Origin of the sequence: Nocardia sp. NBC_01327 (assembly GCF_035958815.1) — a bacterium.
Taxonomy (GTDB): domain Bacteria; phylum Actinomycetota; class Actinomycetes; order Mycobacteriales; family Mycobacteriaceae; genus Nocardia.
The window spans coordinates 299,086-317,090 of record NZ_CP108383.1 but is presented as its reverse complement, the minus strand read 5'-3'; the positions used below and the strand labels follow the sequence as shown (position 1 = coordinate 317,090).

Annotated in this window: 18 protein-coding genes; 10 read left to right on the top strand and 8 right to left on the bottom strand. The window is 67.1% G+C overall.

Going from position 1 to position 18,005, the window contains the following annotated elements; genetic code table 11:
* Window positions 1-20: 20 nt before the first annotated feature.
* From OG326_RS01375 to OG326_RS01365, 3 genes are all read right to left on the bottom strand, one after another.
* Window positions 21-920 carry a carbohydrate ABC transporter permease gene (locus OG326_RS01375; RefSeq protein WP_327142810.1) on the bottom strand — a complete coding sequence of 300 codons (900 nt, stop codon included), beginning with the start codon at window positions 918-920 and terminating at the stop codon, window positions 21-23.
* Window positions 920-1,894: a carbohydrate ABC transporter permease gene (locus OG326_RS01370; protein WP_442790990.1), complete on the bottom strand. Its 975-nt coding sequence runs from the start codon at window positions 1,892-1,894 to the stop codon at window positions 920-922. Before OG326_RS01370 ends, OG326_RS01375 begins: the two co-directional genes overlap by 1 nt.
* Before the next feature lie 105 nt (window positions 1,895-1,999).
* On the bottom strand, window positions 2,000-3,301 hold the full coding sequence (locus OG326_RS01365) for an ABC transporter substrate-binding protein (protein ID WP_327142809.1): 1,302 nt from the start codon (window positions 3,299-3,301) through the stop codon (window positions 2,000-2,002).
* Window positions 3,302-3,448: 147 nt separating this feature from the next.
* On the opposite strand from OG326_RS01365, the gene OG326_RS01360 reads away from it, so the two are divergent.
* Window positions 3,449-4,279, top strand: a complete 831-nt coding sequence (locus tag OG326_RS01360; RefSeq protein WP_327142808.1) for a DUF2786 domain-containing protein — start codon at window positions 3,449-3,451, stop codon at window positions 4,277-4,279.
* 87 nt (window positions 4,280-4,366) lie between these two features.
* Window positions 4,367-4,885, top strand: coding sequence for a TIGR04338 family metallohydrolase (locus tag OG326_RS01355; RefSeq protein WP_327146321.1), 519 nt, complete (start codon window positions 4,367-4,369; stop codon window positions 4,883-4,885).
* 44 nt (window positions 4,886-4,929) lie between these two features.
* Here the strand turns inward: OG326_RS01355 and OG326_RS01350 are convergent, their stop codons facing one another.
* Entirely contained in the window at window positions 4,930-5,913 is a 984-nt protein-coding gene (locus OG326_RS01350) for an o-succinylbenzoate synthase (protein WP_327142807.1), read from the bottom strand.
* Between the two features lie 588 nt (window positions 5,914-6,501).
* Between OG326_RS01350 and OG326_RS01345 the strand changes: the two genes are divergently transcribed.
* Window positions 6,502-7,008: a hypothetical protein gene (locus OG326_RS01345; protein ID WP_327142806.1), complete on the top strand. Its 507-nt coding sequence runs from the start codon at window positions 6,502-6,504 to the stop codon at window positions 7,006-7,008.
* 98 nt (window positions 7,009-7,106) lie between these two features.
* On the top strand, window positions 7,107-7,442 hold the full coding sequence (locus OG326_RS01340) for a hypothetical protein (protein ID WP_327142805.1): 336 nt from the start codon (window positions 7,107-7,109) through the stop codon (window positions 7,440-7,442).
* Between the two features lie 27 nt (window positions 7,443-7,469).
* Here the strand turns inward: OG326_RS01340 and OG326_RS01335 are convergent, their stop codons facing one another.
* Window positions 7,470-8,639, bottom strand: a complete 1,170-nt coding sequence (locus OG326_RS01335; protein WP_327142804.1) for a thiolase family protein — start codon at window positions 8,637-8,639, stop codon at window positions 7,470-7,472.
* Window positions 8,640-8,735: 96 nt separating this feature from the next.
* Here OG326_RS01335 and OG326_RS01330 point away from each other — a divergent pair, with 96 nt between their 5' ends.
* Window positions 8,736-9,227 (top strand): winged helix-turn-helix transcriptional regulator, encoded by a 492-nt coding sequence (locus tag OG326_RS01330; protein ID WP_327142803.1) that lies wholly within the window; start codon window positions 8,736-8,738, stop codon window positions 9,225-9,227.
* 31 nt (window positions 9,228-9,258) lie between these two features.
* Here the strand turns inward: OG326_RS01330 and OG326_RS01325 are convergent, their stop codons facing one another.
* On the bottom strand, window positions 9,259-10,329 hold the full coding sequence (locus OG326_RS01325) for an ABC transporter ATP-binding protein (RefSeq protein ID WP_327142802.1): 1,071 nt from the start codon (window positions 10,327-10,329) through the stop codon (window positions 9,259-9,261).
* A gap of 240 nt (window positions 10,330-10,569) precedes the next feature.
* Between OG326_RS01325 and OG326_RS01320 the strand changes: the two genes are divergently transcribed.
* The 3 genes from OG326_RS01320 to OG326_RS01310 all read left to right on the top strand — a co-directional run bounded on the left by OG326_RS01320 (window position 10,570) and on the right by OG326_RS01310 (window position 13,994).
* The gene (locus OG326_RS01320; protein ID WP_327142801.1) at window positions 10,570-11,343 is read left to right on the top strand and encodes an LLM class F420-dependent oxidoreductase; all 774 of its coding nucleotides are present in this window, start codon (window positions 10,570-10,572) and stop codon (window positions 11,341-11,343) included.
* A 147-nt stretch (window positions 11,344-11,490) separates the two neighbouring features.
* Window positions 11,491-13,272, top strand: a complete 1,782-nt coding sequence (locus OG326_RS01315) for an ABC transporter substrate-binding protein/permease (RefSeq protein WP_327142800.1) — start codon at window positions 11,491-11,493, stop codon at window positions 13,270-13,272.
* Window positions 13,269-13,994, top strand: coding sequence for an amino acid ABC transporter ATP-binding protein (locus OG326_RS01310; RefSeq protein WP_327142799.1), 726 nt, complete (start codon window positions 13,269-13,271; stop codon window positions 13,992-13,994). Before OG326_RS01315 ends, OG326_RS01310 begins: the two co-directional genes overlap by 4 nt.
* Before the next feature lie 4 nt (window positions 13,995-13,998).
* On the opposite strand, the gene OG326_RS01305 is transcribed toward OG326_RS01310, so the two are convergent.
* Entirely contained in the window at window positions 13,999-14,727 is a 729-nt protein-coding gene (locus OG326_RS01305; protein WP_442790896.1) for a glycoside hydrolase family 25 protein, read from the bottom strand.
* Between the two features lie 79 nt (window positions 14,728-14,806).
* Window positions 14,807-16,147, bottom strand: a complete 1,341-nt coding sequence (ggh, locus tag OG326_RS01300) for a glucosylglycerate hydrolase (RefSeq protein ID WP_327142798.1) — start codon at window positions 16,145-16,147, stop codon at window positions 14,807-14,809.
* Between the two features lie 208 nt (window positions 16,148-16,355).
* Between ggh and OG326_RS01295 the strand changes: the two genes are divergently transcribed.
* Complete coding sequence (locus OG326_RS01295; protein WP_327142797.1) at window positions 16,356-17,060, top strand: SDR family oxidoreductase; 705 nt, start codon at window positions 16,356-16,358, stop codon at window positions 17,058-17,060.
* A gap of 136 nt (window positions 17,061-17,196) precedes the next feature.
* A complete protein-coding gene (locus OG326_RS01290; RefSeq protein WP_327142796.1) occupies window positions 17,197-18,003 on the top strand; it encodes a polysaccharide deacetylase family protein in 807 nt (268 codons plus the stop codon).
* The last annotated feature ends 2 nt before the right edge of the window (window positions 18,004-18,005 follow it).

Genomic DNA, 18,005 nt, shown 5'->3' with positions numbered 1-18,005 from the left:
CATTCCGGGTGTACGCGGGATCAGCTCTTGACGCCGCCCGCGGTGAGACCGGAGATGATGCGGCGCTGGAAAAGCAGCACCATGATCACCAGCGGAATCGAGACGATGGTGCCCGCGGCCATGATCGCCGCGTACGGCTGGACCAGCGGATCGTTACCGGAGAATCGGGCGACGGCGACCGTCACCGGTTCGGTCTTATCGCTCGAGAGCAGGCTCGCCAGCAGGTATTCGTTGACCGCCGCGATGAAAGCCAGGATCGCCGTGGTGAATACGGCGGGTGCGGCCAGCGGCAGCATGACCAGCCGGAATGCCTGGAATTTCGTCGCGCCGTCGATGCGCGCGGCCTCCTCCAGCTCCCAGGGCAGTTCGGTGAAGAACGAGGCCAGGATGTACACGGTCATGGGCAGCACGAACGAGATGTTCGGAATGATCATGGCCTGGTAGTGGCCGATCCAGCCGAGATCGGTGAACAGCTGGAACAGCGGCGTCACCAGCACCACGACCGGGAACATGGAGGCGCTCAGGATGAGCCCGGAGACCACGTACTTGCCGCGGAAGGTCAGGCGCGCCAGCGCGTAAGCGGCCATGACGCCGATGAGCAGGGCGACCGCCGTGGTGATCGAGCCGATGACCACGCTGTTGAGCAGTGCGCGCCCGAAGTTGTTGCCGCGGCTGGTGTCGAAGGCATTGCTGAAGTTCTGGAAGGTGACGTGGGTGGGCCACGGCGTGTTGTCGAAGGTGTAGACCGGATCGCGCAGTGCGGTGACGACCATCCAGTAGAACGGTCCCAGACCCCAGACCAGGACGATCAGCGCGCCCAGGTAGACGCGGCCGGAGGCGAGTCGTTTGGTCCACGGAACTGCCTGCCCGGCAGGGGCTTTCGGCTCGGACACGGTCTCGGTGGCCAGATCGGTGCTCATCAGTGCGCCTCCCGCTGTTCTTCCTGGGTGCGAACCGCATTGGCGCCCAATACCTTCACCAGCAGGAACGCCACGGCGAAGATGAGCAGGAAGGTGATGATGGACAGTGCCGACGCGCTGTTGGGGCCCTGGCGCACCTGATCCACCACCAGCATGGAGATGGTGCGGGTGTGCGGGCTGTTCTGCGTCATGATGGCCGGCAGGTCGTACAGGCGCAGGGCGTCCATGGTGCGGAACAGGACTGCCACCATCAGTGCCGGTTTCAGCAGCGGCAGCGTGATATTGGTGAAGCGCTGCCAGGCCGAGGCGCCGTCCACGCGGGCGGCCTCGTACACATCGCCCGGAATCACCTGCAGGCCCGCCAGAATCAGCAGTGCCATGAACGGGGTGGTCTTCCACACGTCGGCGATGATGACCGCGAAACGTGAGGGCCACTCGTCGGCGGTCCACAGGATGTGGGTGCCGAGGACCCGGTTCACCACACCGTCGTACTGGAACATGAACTCCCACAGCCGCGCGGTGACGGCGGTGGGGATGGCCCACGGGATGAGCACGGCGGCGCGCAGCAGGGCGCGGCCCTTGAACGTCTTGCCCATGATGACGGCCATGCCGAGCCCGATGGTGGCCTCGAGCGTCACCGTCACGACGGTGAACAGCAGGGTGATGGCGATGGCCGACCAGAACGACGCGCCGAGATTGCCGGTCGGGCAGTCGACCGTCTGGCCGAGGGAATCGGTGCACTGCTGCAAGATCCAGTGCGTGTAATTGTCGAACCCGGCGCTGCCGCCCTCGGTGAACATGCCGGTGCTCTTGTCGAGACCCTGGTCCTTCTGGAAGGACATCCACAGCGCCCGGCCGACCGGATAACCGATCACGACGGCCAGGGAGAGCAACACCGGGGTGACGAACAGCCACGCCTTCGCCGACCCGCCCAGGGCGGATCGGCGCTTCGGTTGCGGCGGTGCGGATTTCACGGTCTTGCCGGGCAGGTCGGGCGTCGCGACGTCGGTCGCTCCCGAAGGACGTGACACCTTTTTCTTCTCCTACGGGACTCGAGCGTTATCCGCACTGCGTCGAGACTACGAACCGGCGGTCTCGATGCCCTTCTGCATTCCGACAATGGCGTCGTCTACGGATTTGGTGCCGGTCAGAGCAGCATATGCGTTGTCCTGGATGGCCTTCGACACCGCCGGGTAGAACGGGGTGACCGGACGCGGCACGGCCGAGGCGATGGAATCCTTCAGCGCGGGCAGGTACGGCATCTTGGCGATGAGCGCCGGATCGTCGTAGACGGAGGCGCGGACCGACGGCAACCCGCCCTGGGCCACGATGTGCTGCGCGTCCTCGCTGATCAGGTAGCGCAGGAAGTCCAGCGCGGTGGCCTTGTTCTTGGAGAACGAGCTGATGGCCGCGTTGTAGCCACCGAGGGTGGAGGCGCCGATGCCGTCCTTGCCGGGCAGCGGCGCGACGCCGAACTTGTCCCTGACCGCGGAGGCGTCGGAGCCGACATCACCGAAACTGGAGGGCCAGTTGCGCATGAACAGCAGCTTGCCGGTGGCGAAGGCGTTCTGGCTCTCCGGCTCCTTGAAGGAAATCGCTTCCTTCGGGATGTCACCGTTCTTGTAGGCGTCGACGAGTACCTGCAGGCCGGCGCGGGCCTGCGGGCTGTTCACGGTGGGGGACTTGCCGTCCGGGCCGACGAAGCTGCCGCCGTAGGCATTGATGAGCTCGGCGGTGTTCACGGTCAGACCTTCGTACGGCGCGAACTGACCGGCGTAGCAGCCGATTCCGGCGTCCTTGGCCTTCGGGCAGTCACCCAGCAGTTCGGTCCAGGTCTTGGGCGGCTCGGGGACCAGGTCCTTGCGGTAGTACAGCAGGCCACCATTGGTATTGCGCGGCGCGGCGTACAGCGTGCCGTTGTAGGTGGCGCTGGCCACGGGCGGCGACAGCAGGGTGGAGGTGTCGATGGCGAAGGAGTCCTTCAACGGCTGGATCCAGCCCTTGGCGGCGAACTCCGCGGTCCACGGCACGTCGAGCGCGACCACGTCGTAGTCCGACTGTTTGGCGCGCATGTGCTGCGCCAGGTCGTCGTACTGCTGGGAAGCGTCGTTCGACTGCTCCTTGAACGTCACCTTCTCGTCCGGGTGCGAGGTGTTCCACCGGTCGATGAGCTGCTTGACCGCACCGGTTTCGGTGGTGTCCTTGCCCTCGACATAGGTGATCGGGCCACGCCCGGTGAGGTTCTGCGAGGTGGCGTTGGTGCTCGAGTCGCTCGAGCAGCCCGCGGCGAATGTCGCGGTCAGCAGCGCGGCGGAGGTGAAAGCCACCGCGGCGCGCGGAATCAGCGACGATCGTAGGGACGACACCTTCTTCAAAACCATCTTTGATACTCCAGGGTCGAGACGTGAGCGGCGGCACACTCAGCCGGTTGCACACAGGAAGATACATGGTGGATGTGCCCGGTGCCCGGACTACCTCGGTCTTCCGGCTCGGACGCGCAGTCATAGGCCCAGCTAGGCTGGGTGCCGATGTCTTCTCAGGACAAACTACTGACGCGTATCGGCGGACTGCTGCGGCAGGCCGAATCCACCGATAACGAGCATGAGGCGGAGGCGTTCCTCGCGGCCGCGCAGAAGCTCGCGACCAGGTCTTCGGTCGATCTGGCGGTGGCGCGCGCGCATATCGCGGGCCGAGAGCGACGGCCGACGCCGATCCAGCGGGTGGTGCCCATCGGCGAGCCGGGCAAGAAGGGGTTGCGCACCTATGTGCAGCTCTTCGTGGCCATCGCCGCCGCGAACGATGTGCGCTGTGATGTGGCGCGGTCCTCGACGACGGTCTACGCCTACGGTTTCGACACCGATATCGACACCTGTGAGGCGCTCTACGGCAGCCTGCTGGTGCAGATGGTGCGGGCTTCGGATCAGTACATCAAATCCGGGGCCTACCGCAGTGCCACCACCGAGAAGGTGGTCGCCGAAACCCGGTGGGGCCGTACCGTGCAGCGCCGCGTGCAGGCGCCCGTCGCGGCGGTGACCGCGCGCCTGAATTTCCAGATGGCCTTCGCCGCGCGCATCGGCCGCCGGCTGGGCGAGGTCAAGACCGAGGTGGAGGCCGAGGCGGTGCGCACCGAAACCGTCTCCACCGGAACGGCATTGGCGCTGCGCAATAAGGAGCTGGAGCTCACCGACTTCTACACCAGCACCTCCGAGGCGCGTGGCACCTGGCGCGGGCCGCAGGCGTCGGCGGGCTATTCGGCGGCCGCGCGCCGGGCCGGAGACCGCGCGGGCAAGGCTGCGCGCCTGGGCACCGCCCCCGAATTGGACGGCGCTCGCGGGCAATTGCCGCGCGGCGGGCAGTGAGCCGTCGGCCGGTGCCGTTCTCCCGGCCCGCATTATGCGGTGATCGAGCGGCGGGTCCTGCGAGGCATTGCCACCGGAAGTCCGGGAATGAGTGCGGCGGTGCGTGATTCGCAGCGGGCTCAGGTGTACGACGCGGAAATGCTGGTGCGCGGGGTATTCGAGCGGGCGGACGAATTCGGGGCGCGCACGGTGGAGGTGCTCGGCTCACAGGTGACGCTGCCGATCGAGCGAAAGTTCGCCTCGGTGGAATCGGTGCAGAGTTATGTGGATCGGGTGCTCGCATTGAATTGGGTACGCGCCCAATGGGAACGGTCGCGAACCCCGATTCTGGTGCGCGCCCGGGCCGGTGCGAAGGCGGCGCACTACGAGGCCGAAGGGGCGGTTCTCGCTGTTCCGCTGCATGTCCACGGCCGTGCGTGGGCGCTGCGGGAATTGGTGATCCTGCACGAATTGGCGCATCATCTGGACCCCGATCACGCCGGAACCGCGGCGCACGGGTCGGAATTCTGCGGTCGTTATGTGGAATTGGTGGACGGTGTCATAGGCCCCGAAGCCGCACTTCTACTGCGCACCACGATGTACTCCTGCGGCGTCCGAATCACCTGAACCGCACCATTACCGGCATTGAACGCAGGGCCCGCTTCGAACGACTATTCCAGGTGGCGGCGAACGCGGGTGAGACGGCTGTGCCACCACGCGGTCCGTTCCGCGTCCGGGTGCCGGTAGCGCTTCAGCAATTCGAGGCTGGGGGTCGGCGGGGCGGCCGGGACCGGAAGGTAGCCGTCCACCGGGCGCAGGGATTCGGTGACCAGATCGCCGGTGAAGAGGGAGAGGGTGTCCAGGCCGCAGGCGAAGTCGAGTTCGGGAAGTGTTGCGGCCAGGGCGATCTGGGCGGAGAGGCCGATGCTGGTCTCCAGTGCCGAAGAGACGATGCAGGGCAGTCCGGCGGCCTCGGCGACCTGCAGCGCGCGGCGGACTCCGCCCAGCGGTGTGCATTTCAGCACCGCGACATCCGCGGCGCCCGCCACCACGACGCGCATCGGGTCCTCCGCGCGCCGAATCGATTCGTCGGCGGCGATGCGCACGTTCACCCGCCGGCGTACGGCGGCCAGCTCCTCGATGGTGCGGCAGGGCTGCTCGACGTACTCCAAACCTCCTGCGGCCCGGTCGATCTGCTTGATGTGCTCGACCGCGGTCTCCACATCCCACAGCCCGTTCGCGTCGATCCGGACCCCGCCGCCGGGTCCGAGCGCCTCCCGGGTGGCAGCCACCCGCTCGATATCCTCCGCCAGCGACCCCGGATGATCGGCGACCTTCACCTTCGCGGTCCGGCACCCCGACGCGGCAACGATCTCCCGGGCCCGCTCCGGGCCGACCGCCGGGACAATGCAGTTCACCGGCACCCGATCCCGCACCGGCTCGGGCCACCCGGCGGTCACCTGCTCCACCGCGGTAGCGAGCCAGGCGGCCGCCTCATGATCGTCGTACTCGGGGAAGGCGCAGAACTCTCCCCACCCGAGCGGCCCGGGTATCAGCATCCCCTCCCGGACGGTGATCCCGCGAAACCGAGTCCGCATCGGAATCGCATAGACGATCGCAGCGTCGAAGTCCGGGGCACCCGCGCTCTCGTTCATTAACCGAGCACCCTACTCAGCTATCCGGTATGCGGCCCGGCCGACCGGAATCGGAGTGGCGGTGAGCTCGCGACACGGTCAGAATGCCGAGAGAAGACGATCGACCGGGGGAGTCCACGTATGTATCCGCCCAATGAACCGCGACGGCCAGGGGCGGACGGCCCTCGCCCGAATCCCGCCCGCCCGCCAGCGCCGCCGCAGCGACCGGCTGGCCCGGTGCCGCAACGGAATCCAGGCGTTCCCGGACGTCAGCAACCCCCGCCGGGTCCGGGACGTCCGCCGGGACCGAACGGTCCGGCGCAGTCGCCGGGATCAGGTGGGCCGGGGCCGAGCGGTCCGGGGCAGTCGCCGGGACCGAGCGGTCCAGCGCAGTCGCCGGGGCCAGGTGGGCAGCCGCCGGGATCGGGTGGGTCAGCGCAGTCGCCGGGACCAGGTGGGCCGGGGCCGGGATCGGGCGGGCCGGGGCAGTCGCCGGGGCCAGGTGGGCTGGGGCCGCAACGGAATCCGGGCGGGGCAGGCCGTCCGCCGGGTCCTGGTGTTTCACGAGGGCCCGGTGGCCCCACTCCGCCGCAGGAACCGGGCCGTGCGGTGCAGCCGTATGGGGCGGACGCGGCCGAAACGGTCAAGCACACCCTGCCACCCGGCGACTCCGGGGTGAATCAGAGTGTGCCGGAACAGCATCCCGTGGCTGCGGGACCCGACCGGTCGGTGTCGTCACCCGCCGGGTCGTCACGACCAGCGGTGGCGCGCAAGGACGTGCTCCTGGCGACCTTGTTGTTCGCAGTGGATGTGGCTATTGCGGCCCTGTTCGCCTACGACCTTTTCGGTAAGGCATTCGGGCTGATCCATAATCGCTGCACCGCGAAGAAGGACTTCTCGGTGCAGTGTGAGGCGATTCGGCCGGCGGGATCGGCCCTGTGGGGCTTGCTGATCGGCGGTGGCGGAATGGCATTGGCCCTGGGTGCGGGCCTGGTACTGGCCGCAGTGGCAGCCATGACGGGGCGGCGCGCCTGGTGGTGGACGGCAGCGGCGCTCCCGATGATCGCGGTGTGCGGAGGGATCGGGCACCTTCTGGTCGGCAACGCCGTCAACTGAGGCGCGGGCACCCTGTAGTCGGCAACGCCGTCAGCTGAGGCGCGGGCACCCTGTAGTCGGCAACGCCGTCAGCTGACGCGCGGGCGCATGCTGGAGGGATGGCGGAGTGGTGGCGGCCGCCCATGCGCTGGGCCGATCTCGCGATCTCCACGCTGATCTATCTCGCAGCATGCGGATCAGCCTGGGTGATAGCGGGTTTCGTCCCGGACTACCAGCTACTGGCCCGCGGCCCAGGCGATCCCCGCTACCTCCCCATCGCCTACGCCGTAGCCTGGTCCGGCATAGCCGTAACCCTCATGCTCGTCCCCCTCTGGATCCTCCGCGCCGCCCAATGGCGGCAACGCTCCTGGACCACCGCCCTACTCGCCTTCCCCATGCTCATCGAAGCCTGGGTCCTCGGCCTCCTCACCGCCGTAGTGGCAGTGTCGATCTGACCGAGAACCCACGCATGTCGGAAGGTGTCAGAGGCGTTCGTAGAGGGTGGCGTTGGCGAGTCCGCCTGCTTCGCACATGGTTTGCAGGCCGTAGCGGGCGCCGCGGTCGTGCATGGCGTGGACGAGGGTGGTGGCGAGGCGGGCGCCGGAGGCCCCGAGGGGGTGGCCGATGGCTATGGCGCCGCCGTTGACGTTCACTTTGGACAGGTCGGCGCCGGTGTCGTGGGCCCAGGCCAGGACTACCGAGGAGAAGGCCTCGTTGACTTCGAAGAGGTCGATATCGGAGAGTTGGAGGCCGCTGCGCCGCAGGAGTTTCCGGGTGGCGGGGATGACGGCGGTGAGCATGAGCAGCGGGTCGTCGCCGGCCACGGCGAAACTGTGCACCCGGGCGAGCGGGGTCAGGCCGAGCTGGGCGGCGCGTTCGCTGGTCATGATGAGTACCACGGAGCTGCCGTCATTGATCTGACTGGCATTGGCGGCGGTGATGTTCCAGCCGATCTGCGGGAAGCGGGCGGCCATGTCCTCGCTGTAGTACGCGGGTCGCAGTGCGCCGAGCGTCTCCAGTGTGCTGCCGACGCGGATGCCCTCATCGGTGGTGAGTCCGCCGAGGGGTGCGAGCTGTGCCTCGAAGGCCCCGTCCTTCGTTGCGCGAGCGGCCTTTTCGTGGCTGGCGAGCGCGAACTCGTCCAGTTGACCGCGCGAGAGCCCCCACTTCGCGGCAATGAGTTCGGCGCTGATGCCCTGGGGCACCAGCCCTTCCGGATACCGCTCGGCGAATCCGACGCCGGCGATGTCCTCCGCGCCGATCATGTTCGCGCCCATGGGCACCCGGCTCATGGATTCGACGCCGCCCGCGACCACGATGTCGTAGGCCCCGGCGATGACGCCCTGCGCGGCGAAGTGGATGGCCTGCTGGCTGCTTCCGCACTGGCGGTCCACGGTGGTGGCGGGCACCGATTCGGGATAGCCGGCGGCGAGCGCGGCCCGCCGGGTGAGGTTGCTGCCCTGTTCACCGACCGCGGTGACAACGCCGCCGATCACATCGTCGATGAGTTCGGGGTCGATTCCGCTGCGCCGGACCACTTCTCGCAGGCTGTGCGCGAACAGATCGGCGGGGTGCACGCCGTGCAGCGCTCCGTTGGCCTTGCCCTTGCCGACCGGTGTGCGCACCGCTTCGACGATGACTGCGTCTCTCATGGCTGATCCTTTTCGGAGTAGCTGGCTTCATTGCCCTAATGCCAGCGTACGAGCTGGCAATAGTTAGGGCAAGTCAGCTTGTGTATGATGTACGCCATGTCCGCAGTGATGGAAGGCAAGCTCGGTGATCTGAGCGCATGGAAACCCGAGGGTTGCTCGATCGCCAAGGCCCTGGAGATCGTCGGCACCCGCTCGGCGATCCTCATCCTGCGCGAGGCGTACTACGGCACCACCCGATTCGACGGCTTCGCCACCCGCGTGGGCATCACCGATGCCGCCGCCTCCAGTGCACTGCGCAAGCTGGTCGAGGCCGGGCTGCTGGAGAAGCGCCCCTACCAGGAGGAAGGCAAGCGCACCCGGCACGAATACACGCTCACCGCAATGGGTTTGGATCTTCTTCCGGTAGTGGTCGGGCTCTGGCAATGGGGCGACACCTACCTGCAGGACGGTGTGCCGCCGCTGGAGCGCGTCGAGGATGCCACCGGCGAGCCGGTCCGGGTCGAAATCCGCAGCGCCTCGGGACATGAAGTGCCACTGGAGAATCTGCGCGTGCGCATCAACAAGAACTGGCGCCGCCCCCGTCAGTGAGGGGCGACGCCAGCCGGTCGTGCGGGAGCCGTCAGTTCAGCCGGCGGCCGTCTTCCGGGCCGAAGAAGTAGATGTGCTCGGCCTCGGTGGTCAGGCTCAGGCTCGCGCCCTTGACCGGCGGGTTGCGCCAATCCGCGCGCGCCACAATGGTTTCCCCGTCACCGTGGGTGCGGCCGTAGATGTAGGCGTCGGAGCCGAGCTCCTCCACCACATCGACCTCCATGCCGATGCCCTGACCGTCGCCGACCGGCTCCAGATGCTCGGGCCGCACACCGACCACGACCTTCGGCCCGGCGGCGTCGGCGACCGTGCGGGGCAGCTCGATGATGTGGCCGCCGACGGTGACCGCGCCGTTCTCGACCGGCAGCGTGAACAGGTTCATGGCGGGCGAGCCCATGAATCCGGCCACGAAAAGATTGGCCGGATTGCGGTACAGATCGCGCGGGGACGCGCACTGCTGCAGCAGCCCGTCCTTGAGCACGGCCACCCGATCGCCCATGGTCATGGCCTCGACCTGGTCATGGGTGACGTAGACGGTGGTGGTGCCGAGCCGGCGCTGCAGCTGGGCGATCTGGGTGCGGGTCTGCACCCGCAGCTTGGCATCGAGATTGGACAGCGGCTCGTCCATGAGGAACACCTGCGGCTGGCGCACGATGGCGCGGCCCATGGCGACGCGCTGGCGCTGACCGCCGGAGAGCGCCTTGGGTTTCCGGTCCAGGTACGGCTCCAGATCCAGCAGTTTGGCCGCCTCCAGCACTCGCTGCTGGCGTTCCTCCTTGGCGACCTTGGCCATTTTCAGCGCGAAGCCCATGTTCTCGGCGACGCTCATATGCGGGTAGAGCGCGTAGTTCTGGAACACCATGGCGATATCGCGTTCCTTGGGCTCGGCATGGGTGACGTCCCGATCGCCGATGAGAATGCGACCGTCACTCACCTCCTCCAGGCCCGCGAGCATGCGCAGCGAGGTGGATTTGCCACAGCCGGACGGACCCACCAGAACCAGGAATTCGCCGTCGGCGATCTCCAGATTCAGTTCGTCCACAGCGGGTTTGGCCGAGCCCGGGTACAGCCGGGAGGCCTTGTCGAAAGTCACCGTAGCCACGGTGCACATCCCTTCACCGGCAGGAACGTGCCGGACGATCCGAGTAGAGGGGGTTGTCCCCGGGCATCGAGCCCGGGTCCGCGCACGATATCAGCATGCTTGCCAGCGTGTCGGGGTGCGAAGCCGACGCACACCGCGACCGCGATACCGGATCCCGGTAGCCTCGGAATCGGACGCCGCCCGGGTCTGTCGGGCTACCTGATCGGTCCATGAATGTCAGCCTGAAACGAGGAGCGACCAATGAGTCGATCGGTTCGTATCGGAGTTCAACTGCAGCCGCAGCACGCGCCCAAGTACGGGCTGGTCCGTGACGCGGTGCGCCGGGCCGAGGACGCCGGGGTGGACATCGTCTTCAATTGGGACCATTTCTATCCGCTCTACGGTGATCCCGAGGGCGCGCACTTCGAGTGCTGGACCATGCTCGCCGCGGTCGCCGAGCAGACAGAGCGGGTGCAGCTGGGCGCACTGGTCACCGGCGGCGGCTACCGCAATCCGGATCTGCTGGCCGATATGGCCCGCACGGTCGATCAGATCAGCGACGGCCGGTTGATTCTCGGCATCGGCGCGGGCTGGTTCGAGAAGGACTACGACCAGTACGGATACGAATTCGGCACTGCCGGAAGCCGTCTGGAACTGCTGAAGGAATACCTGGCCCGCATTACCGACCGGCTCGCCAAGCTCAACCCGCAGCCCGTCCGCGATATCCCCATCCTCATCGGCGGCGGCGGCGAGAAGAAGACGCTGCGCCTGGTCGCCCAGTACGCCGATATCTGGCACACCTTCGCCGATCTCGACGTGCTGAAGCGCAAGTCCGGCATTCTGGCCGACCACTGCACCGCGGTCGGCACCGATGTGGCGACCATCGAGAAGTCGGTCGACTGGCCCGGTGCGGACAAGGCGGACGACTTCGTGGCGCAGGGCGCGACCCTGTTCACCGTCGGCACGGGCGGCCCGGACTACGACCTGACGGCGGTCAAGGAGGCCATTGCCTGGCGCGACAAGGTCACCGGCTAGATCTCGGTTATCAATTCATTCGGCCTGAACGCAACTCTCGACTCGAGCTGACCGCAACTCTGGAAATGCCCGCTACCCCCACTAGGGTGGTTTGTCATGGTTTGCTTGCGCACGGCCAGGTCCCGACGGTACGGCCGTCGACCTCGCATGCTGTCGATCGCGGGGGTGTTGCTGGTCACCCTGGGCGCTGTCACCCTCGGTGCCGGGCCCAGCTCCGCGGCGCCCAGCAGCACCGATCTGTGCTCTCCTCCGGGGTTATCGGCGGCCAGCGCGGCGCCGACCAATCTGGCGAGCGGGCAGCAGTCCCCGTCCTCGGACAAGTACACGACGGCGACGACCGAACCGCTGGACCGCATCGATGTGAAGAAGCTCGGGCTGCTCACGCCGGGCAAGCTCAGCGTCGGCACGCTCTCGGACGCCCCGCCGAGCATCTGCGTCAATTCGCAGGGCGTCTACACCGGCTTCGACAATGAACTGCTGAAGGCGGCCGCCGCCAAGATCGGCCTGCAGGTGGAGTTCACCGGCACCGACTTCGCGGGGCTGCTGGCGCAGGTGGCCAACGGCCGCTTCGACGCGGCGTCCTCCAGCATCACCACCACCGATGCCCGCCGCCAGCTGGTCGATTTCACCAATGGCTACGACTTCGGCTACTTCTCCCTGGTCGCACCGAACGGCAGTGCCGTCAAAGCCTTCTCGGACCTGAACCGCGGCACCCGCATCGGCGTGGTGCAGGGCACCGTGCAGGACGAGTACGTGGTGAACGAACTGCACCTGGATCCGGTGAAGTTCCCCGACTACAACACCGCCTACGCGAATCTGAAGACCGGGCAGATCGATGCCTGGGTGGCCCCGTCGCAGCAGGCCATCGGCACCATCAAGCCGGGTGATCCGGTTTCGATCGTGCAGAACACCTTCAGCCTCAACAACTTCACCGGCTGGGCGGTGCGCAAGGGCAATCAGCCGCTCACCGATGCGCTCAATGCCGGTCTGGACGCGGTGATCGCCGACGGCACCTACGCGAAGCTGTACGAGAACTGGGTGCCGCGCGAATTGCCGCCGGGCTGGAAGCCGGGCTCCAAAGCCGTTGCCGCCCCGCAGCTCCCGGACTTCGACAAGATCGCCGCCGAACACGCCGGTGATCACACCGGCCAGGCCGCGACGGCGCCGAAATCCACGCTCGCGCAATTGAAGGACACATTCTTCGATTGGTCGCTGTACCGCAAGGCTTTTCCGGACCTGATCAAGACCGGTCTGCCGAATACCCTGATCCTGGCACTGGTTTCGGGTGCGCTCGGCACCGTGATCGGCATGCTGCTTGCGGTCGCGGGCATCTCCCGCACCCGCTGGCTGCGCTGGCCCGCCCGCGTCTACACCGATATCTTCCGCGGCCTGCCCGCGGTGGTGATCATTCTGATCATCGGCCTGGGTGTGGGCCCGGTGGTGAAGAACCTCACCGGCAACAACCCGTACTGGCTGGGCGTGGTGGCGCTGGCGCTGCTGTCCTCCGCCTATATCGGCGAGATCTTCCGCTCCGGCATCCAATCGGTGGAGGCGGGTCAGCTGGAGGCGGCGCGCGCCATCGGCTTCGGCTACCGGCAGTCGATGTCGCTGGTGGTGATTCCACAGGGTGTGCGCCGAGTGCTGCCCGCGCTCATGAACCAGTTCATCGCGCTCATCAAGGATTCCTCGCTCATCTACTTCCTGGGTTTGCTCGCCACCCAGCGGGAGCTGTTCGCGGTGGGCCGGGATCTCAACGCGCAGACCGGAAATCTGTCGCCGCTGATGGCCGCCGGTCTGATGTACCTGATCCTGACGGTGCCGCTGACCCACCTGGTGAACTACATCGACCGCCGGTTGCGCACCGGCCGGGCCGAGAAGGCGATCGAACCGGTCGAGCAGACCGTGACCACGGAAGGGCGTGGAGCATGAGTGCCTCTCTCACCGGCACCGACCTGCATGTGACGCTGGGCAGCAATGAGGTGCTGCGCGGTGTGGACGTGCACGTGGACGCGGGCAAGACCACCACGGTCATCGGTCCCTCGGGCTCCGGCAAATCGACGCTGCTGCGCGTGCTGAACCGCCTGCACGAGCCGAGTAAGGGCGACATCCTGCTCGACGGCAAGTCCGTGCTGAAGGACGATCCGGACAAGTTGCGCCGGCAAATCGGCATGGTGTTCCAGCACTTCAACCTGTTCCCGCACAAGACGGTCGCGGAGAATATCGAGCTGGGCCCGCGTAAACTGCACGGGCTCTCCAAGGAGCAGGCGCGCACGCTGGCCATCGAGCAGCTGGAGGCGGTCGGCCTGGCGGGCAAGGCGGACGCCCGCCCGGCCAATCTCTCCGGCGGTCAGCAGCAGCGCGTCGCCATCGCGCGGGCGCTGGCCATGAAGCCGCAGGTCATGTTTTTCGACGAGGCCACCTCGGCGCTGGACCCCGAGCTGGTCAAGGGCGTGCTCGCGCTCATCGCCGACCTGGCCTCGGGCGGCATGTCGATGATTGTCGTGACACACGAAATGGGCTTCGCCCGTTCGGTATCCGACCGGGTGGTGTTCATGGACCACGGCAAGGTCGTCGAAACCGCAACGCCGGAAGCGCTTTTCGACAATGCCGAGACGCCGCGTCTCCGTCAGTTCCTGTCCCAGGTGCTGTAGCGGGTCAGCTACTGCCGAGGTTGGGCATATTCGCGAAGCGGCTGAAATCGCCCTGGGCTCCGCTGTAGGAGTTCAGGTCGGTGCCGCCGTTGATGCCGGGGACATTGCCGGAGTCGGTGTACTGCCAGAACGTCCAGGCGGGCCACCCGCCCGGCACCTCGGGACCGTCATTGCCGCGGTAGTCGGCGATCCACAGTGGGTACCTGGTGAATTCATTGGAGTCGCCCATGGCGGTCTGCCAGAAGCGCGGATAGGTGTAGATGATCGGGGTGCGACCGGTCAACGCCTGCACCGTGTTCAGATACCGATGCGTCCAGTCGATGAGCCCGGCGGGCGACAGTCCGCCCGCGTCCTCCATATCGAGCACCGGCGGCAGATCCAGCGGCCCGTTCTGGCCGAGCGCGACCGCGGCGTAGAGCGCGGCCTGCGGTTCCGGCGGCAGGGCCGGGCGCGCGAAGTGATAGGTCCCGCGTGCCACGCCCGCCGTGCGCATGAGCACGCTGTCCGGGATGAAGTAGGGGTTGACGTAGTTGAGCCCCTCGGTCGCCTTGACCATGGCGAAGTTATGGCCCGCGGCGCGCACCGCGAACCAGTTGATCATGGTGCCGTTCAGGTGCTGCCAGGACGATACGTCGGGACCGCCGGCATCGGCCGCTGCGGGAGCGGCCGACATTGCTGCAAGAATGCTGGCCGCCGCGAAGGCGATCAGGCCCAGCCTGTTTCGTCGAACCATGCCAGGGGACGCTATGTGGGCTTTCCCTCATTGCCTATGGAATCGCCCGCGTGTTGTCCAAGTGTTAGCTGAATCTCAGCTAACCCAGCCAGTCGAGCACCGAGGCCGCGGTCCAGGATTGCTGCATACTGCCCAGCGGTTCGCCGGTGAAGGGCTCGAAATACTCGGCGAAGGTGCCGTCGCTGGCCTGCCGCAGCCCTTCGGCCCGCAGCATGAACGAGCGTTCCGCCCAGCCGCGGCGGGCGAAGACCCAGGAGAACAGCCAGCTCATCACCGGCCAGACCGGGCCGCGCCAGTATTCGCGCGGGCGAAAGTCCTTGGAGACCGGTGAGGTCGACGGCGGCAGCGCGTAGCGCAGATCCGGATGGCCGCACCAGCGCGGGCCCTCGAACAGGCGCAGCAGGCGGCGTTCGGCATCGCGGGTCAGTCCGCCGCTGAGCAGGGGCGCGAAGCAGGCGAGGGTTTCGGTGTCGATCCACCGATCGGCGCGCAGATCGAAGTCGCGGGCGACGCCGGTGCGGGCATCGGTGGTGGCGATCACCCCGGACCGGAAGTAGTCGGCCCATTCGTAGAGCTCGCGCACATCGGCATGCGGCTGCTTGTAGTCCTCGCCGATATTGGCGAGCACATCGCAGGCCAGCGCGAAGATGGCGGTGACGAAGACGTCCTCGACGGCGAAGCTCATGGTCGAGGCCAGTTGATAGTCGTCGTACCCGGCCCGCCGCATCTGTTCGACCAGCCACATGTACCGGTCGTACTCGCGGTCGGTGGGCCGCTGCGTCGGATCCTCCACCACATGCAGATCGGCGCGCTCGTACGGCGGCAGGTCCGCACCGGGAATCACATTGGCGTAGGCGCGATCCCAGCGCGGTGAGTTGTCCATCCCGGATTCCCAGCCGTGGTACAGCGTGATTCGCCCGTGCTGCTTGGGATCTCGCGCATAGGCCAGCCAGCGGTGCCAGCGCATGAGATCCGGCCAGCGGCGCTGCAGGAACTCCTCGGCGGTCGCCCGCGTGGAGCGTCCGTGTCTGCGCGAATGGTCCAGAATCCGTTGCACCGCAATGGCATGCACCGGCGGCTGGGTGATGCCGGAGGTGTCCGGGCCGTCGGGTGCGTCGGCCGCGAGCGTGCGGCACTCCCAGCGCGCGGGGCCCGGGAAGTAGCCGTCCACGCCATTGGCGAAGACGATGTGCGGAATCATGCCGTTGCGCCACTGCGACGAGAGCAGGGTGTCGAGTTCGAGGGTCGCGCGCTCCACACTCAGTGGGGCCAGCCCGACCGCGACGAATGCGGCGTCCCAGCTCCACATGTGCGGATACAGCTTGGGGGCCGCGCTGGTCATGGTGCCCAGATCGTTGCCGCGCAGCAGATAGGCCGCGCGGGCCGCGAGCTGTGTCGGCGTGAAACCCGGGTGCGTCATCGCCCTATTCTGCGACGGAACTTGCAGGTATGCGCGGGGGGCATCCCGCGGCGGGTGGCCGGAGGGCGCTGCGGGGTGGCCGGGGGACGCTATCTCCGGTACAGATACCGGATCGCCAGATTGCACTGTGTTCGCCTTCTCGTGATTCGAACGCTGCTGTCCCTAGCCGGAGCATCGCCGGTAACCCCCGCCCGGTTACGGTGATCGCATGGCGAATTCCGCGAAGACCAGCAACGAGCGACCGACCGCGCTGATCACCGGAGCCAGCCGCGGCCTCGGCGCCGCCATCGCCCGGGAGCTGGCGCCCACCCACCGGTTGCTGCTCGGCGCACGCACGCCGGAGGCGCTGGAACCCATTCTGAGCGAACTGCCCGAGGCCACCGGCTGGCCGGTGCAGCTGACCGACTATCCGGCGGTGGCCCGCGCGGCGGAGTCGATCGAGCGGCTGGACGTTCTGGTGCACAATGCCGGGGTCGCCGACCTGGGAACAATAGCCGATTCGTCCGTTGCGCAGTGGCGGAATACGTTGGAAGCCAACCTGATAGCGGTATCGGAGCTGACCCGGGTGCTGCTGCCCGCACTGCGCGCCGCCCACGGACATGTGGTGCTGATCAATTCGGGGGCGGGACTGCGGGTGAGCCCCGGCTGGGGCGTGTACGCGGCCAGTAAATTCGCGCTGCGCGCCTTCGGCGATGCGCTGCGCCAGGAGGAATCGGACCTGCGGGTCACCTCGGTGCATCCGGGCCGCATCGACACCGATATGCAGCGCGCCGTGGTCGCCGGTGAGCAGCGCGACTACGAGCCGACGGAATTCCTCACTCCGGAAACGGTGGCGTGGGCGGTGCGGAATGCGATCGAAACCCCCCGCGACGCACACCCGACCGAAATCGTGCTGCGGCCGATTCCGCGCTGAAGATCGTTTCGAGAGGTGTCCGAGATCGCGTGAGAGGTATCGCACACTGAGAAGAGCCTGAACGTTTCGGCTGAATTCAGATCGTTTCGCACAGAATTAGTGCTCGGTTCATCGGAACTCGATATAACCGAACATGATGGACAGAAGACGGCTGCTCACCCTGCTCGCGGTGGGCACCGCGGTCGCGCTCACCGGCGGCAGCGAGGCTCAGGGTGATCCGCCGGACAGCGGATCCGCAGGTGCAGGACCGGTTCAGTGGCCCGGTGTGCCATCGCCGACGCCGCGTCTGCTGCTCCCACCGCCCGGCGGGCCGAAAACTCCGATCGGCGGCGGCACTATTACCGGGCTGCCCGGAAAGGGCAGCAGTATCGCGCTCACCGTCGATGACGGCGCGAGCCCCGAGGTGGTCGGCGCGTACATCGAATTCGCCCGGCGCACCGGCGCTCGTTTCACCTTTTTTGTGACCGCCTATTACGACTCCTGGTCCATCCACCGCGATGCCCTGCGGCCGCTGGTGGATTCCGGTCAGATCCAGCTCGGCAATCACACCTGGAATCACGCCGATCTGACAAAACTCTCCGCGAGCGGGGTCGCCGACCAGCTCGGGCGGGCGAAGACGTTCCTGCGCAATACCTTCGGCGTGGACGGGACGCCCTACTATCGCCCGCCGTACGGCTTTCACAACGCCGCCGTCGACAAGGTCGCCGCGGATCTCGGCTACACCGTTCCCGTGCTCTGGTACGGCTCGCTGTCGGACTCCGGTGTGATCACCGAGCAGTACCTGATCCAGTGTGCGCAGCAGTATTTCACTGCGCAGACCATTGTCATCGGCCACGCCAATCATCCCGCGGTCACCCACTGCTACGACCAGATGGTCGACATCATCCGCGAACGCAATCTCGCCATGGTCACCCTCGACGACGTCCTCGCACCGCCCCGATGAGC

Coding starts and splice junctions, on each gene's coding strand:
- OG326_RS01375 (WP_327142810.1), bottom strand. CDS start 920: ATGAGCACCGATCTGGCCACCGAGACCGTGTCCGAGCCGAAAGCCCCT.
- OG326_RS01365 (WP_327142809.1), bottom strand. CDS start 3,301: ATGGTTTTGAAGAAGGTGTCGTCCCTACGATCGTCGCTGATTCCGCGC.
- OG326_RS01360 (WP_327142808.1), top strand. CDS start 3,449: ATGTCTTCTCAGGACAAACTACTGACGCGTATCGGCGGACTGCTGCGG.
- OG326_RS01355 (WP_327146321.1), top strand. CDS start 4,367: ATGAGTGCGGCGGTGCGTGATTCGCAGCGGGCTCAGGTGTACGACGCG.
- OG326_RS01350 (WP_327142807.1), bottom strand. CDS start 5,913: ATGAACGAGAGCGCGGGTGCCCCGGACTTCGACGCTGCGATCGTCTAT.
- OG326_RS01340 (WP_327142805.1), top strand. CDS start 7,107: ATGGCGGAGTGGTGGCGGCCGCCCATGCGCTGGGCCGATCTCGCGATC.
- OG326_RS01335 (WP_327142804.1), bottom strand. CDS start 8,639: ATGAGAGACGCAGTCATCGTCGAAGCGGTGCGCACACCGGTCGGCAAG.
- OG326_RS01330 (WP_327142803.1), top strand. CDS start 8,736: ATGTCCGCAGTGATGGAAGGCAAGCTCGGTGATCTGAGCGCATGGAAA.
- OG326_RS01320 (WP_327142801.1), top strand. CDS start 10,570: ATGAGTCGATCGGTTCGTATCGGAGTTCAACTGCAGCCGCAGCACGCG.
- OG326_RS01315 (WP_327142800.1), top strand. CDS start 11,491: ATGCTGTCGATCGCGGGGGTGTTGCTGGTCACCCTGGGCGCTGTCACC.
- OG326_RS01310 (WP_327142799.1), top strand. CDS start 13,269: ATGAGTGCCTCTCTCACCGGCACCGACCTGCATGTGACGCTGGGCAGC.
- OG326_RS01305 (WP_442790896.1), bottom strand. CDS start 14,727: ATGGTTCGACGAAACAGGCTGGGCCTGATCGCCTTCGCGGCGGCCAGC.
- ggh (WP_327142798.1), bottom strand. CDS start 16,147: ATGACGCACCCGGGTTTCACGCCGACACAGCTCGCGGCCCGCGCGGCC.
- OG326_RS01295 (WP_327142797.1), top strand. CDS start 16,356: ATGGCGAATTCCGCGAAGACCAGCAACGAGCGACCGACCGCGCTGATC.
- OG326_RS01290 (WP_327142796.1), top strand. CDS start 17,197: ATGGACAGAAGACGGCTGCTCACCCTGCTCGCGGTGGGCACCGCGGTC.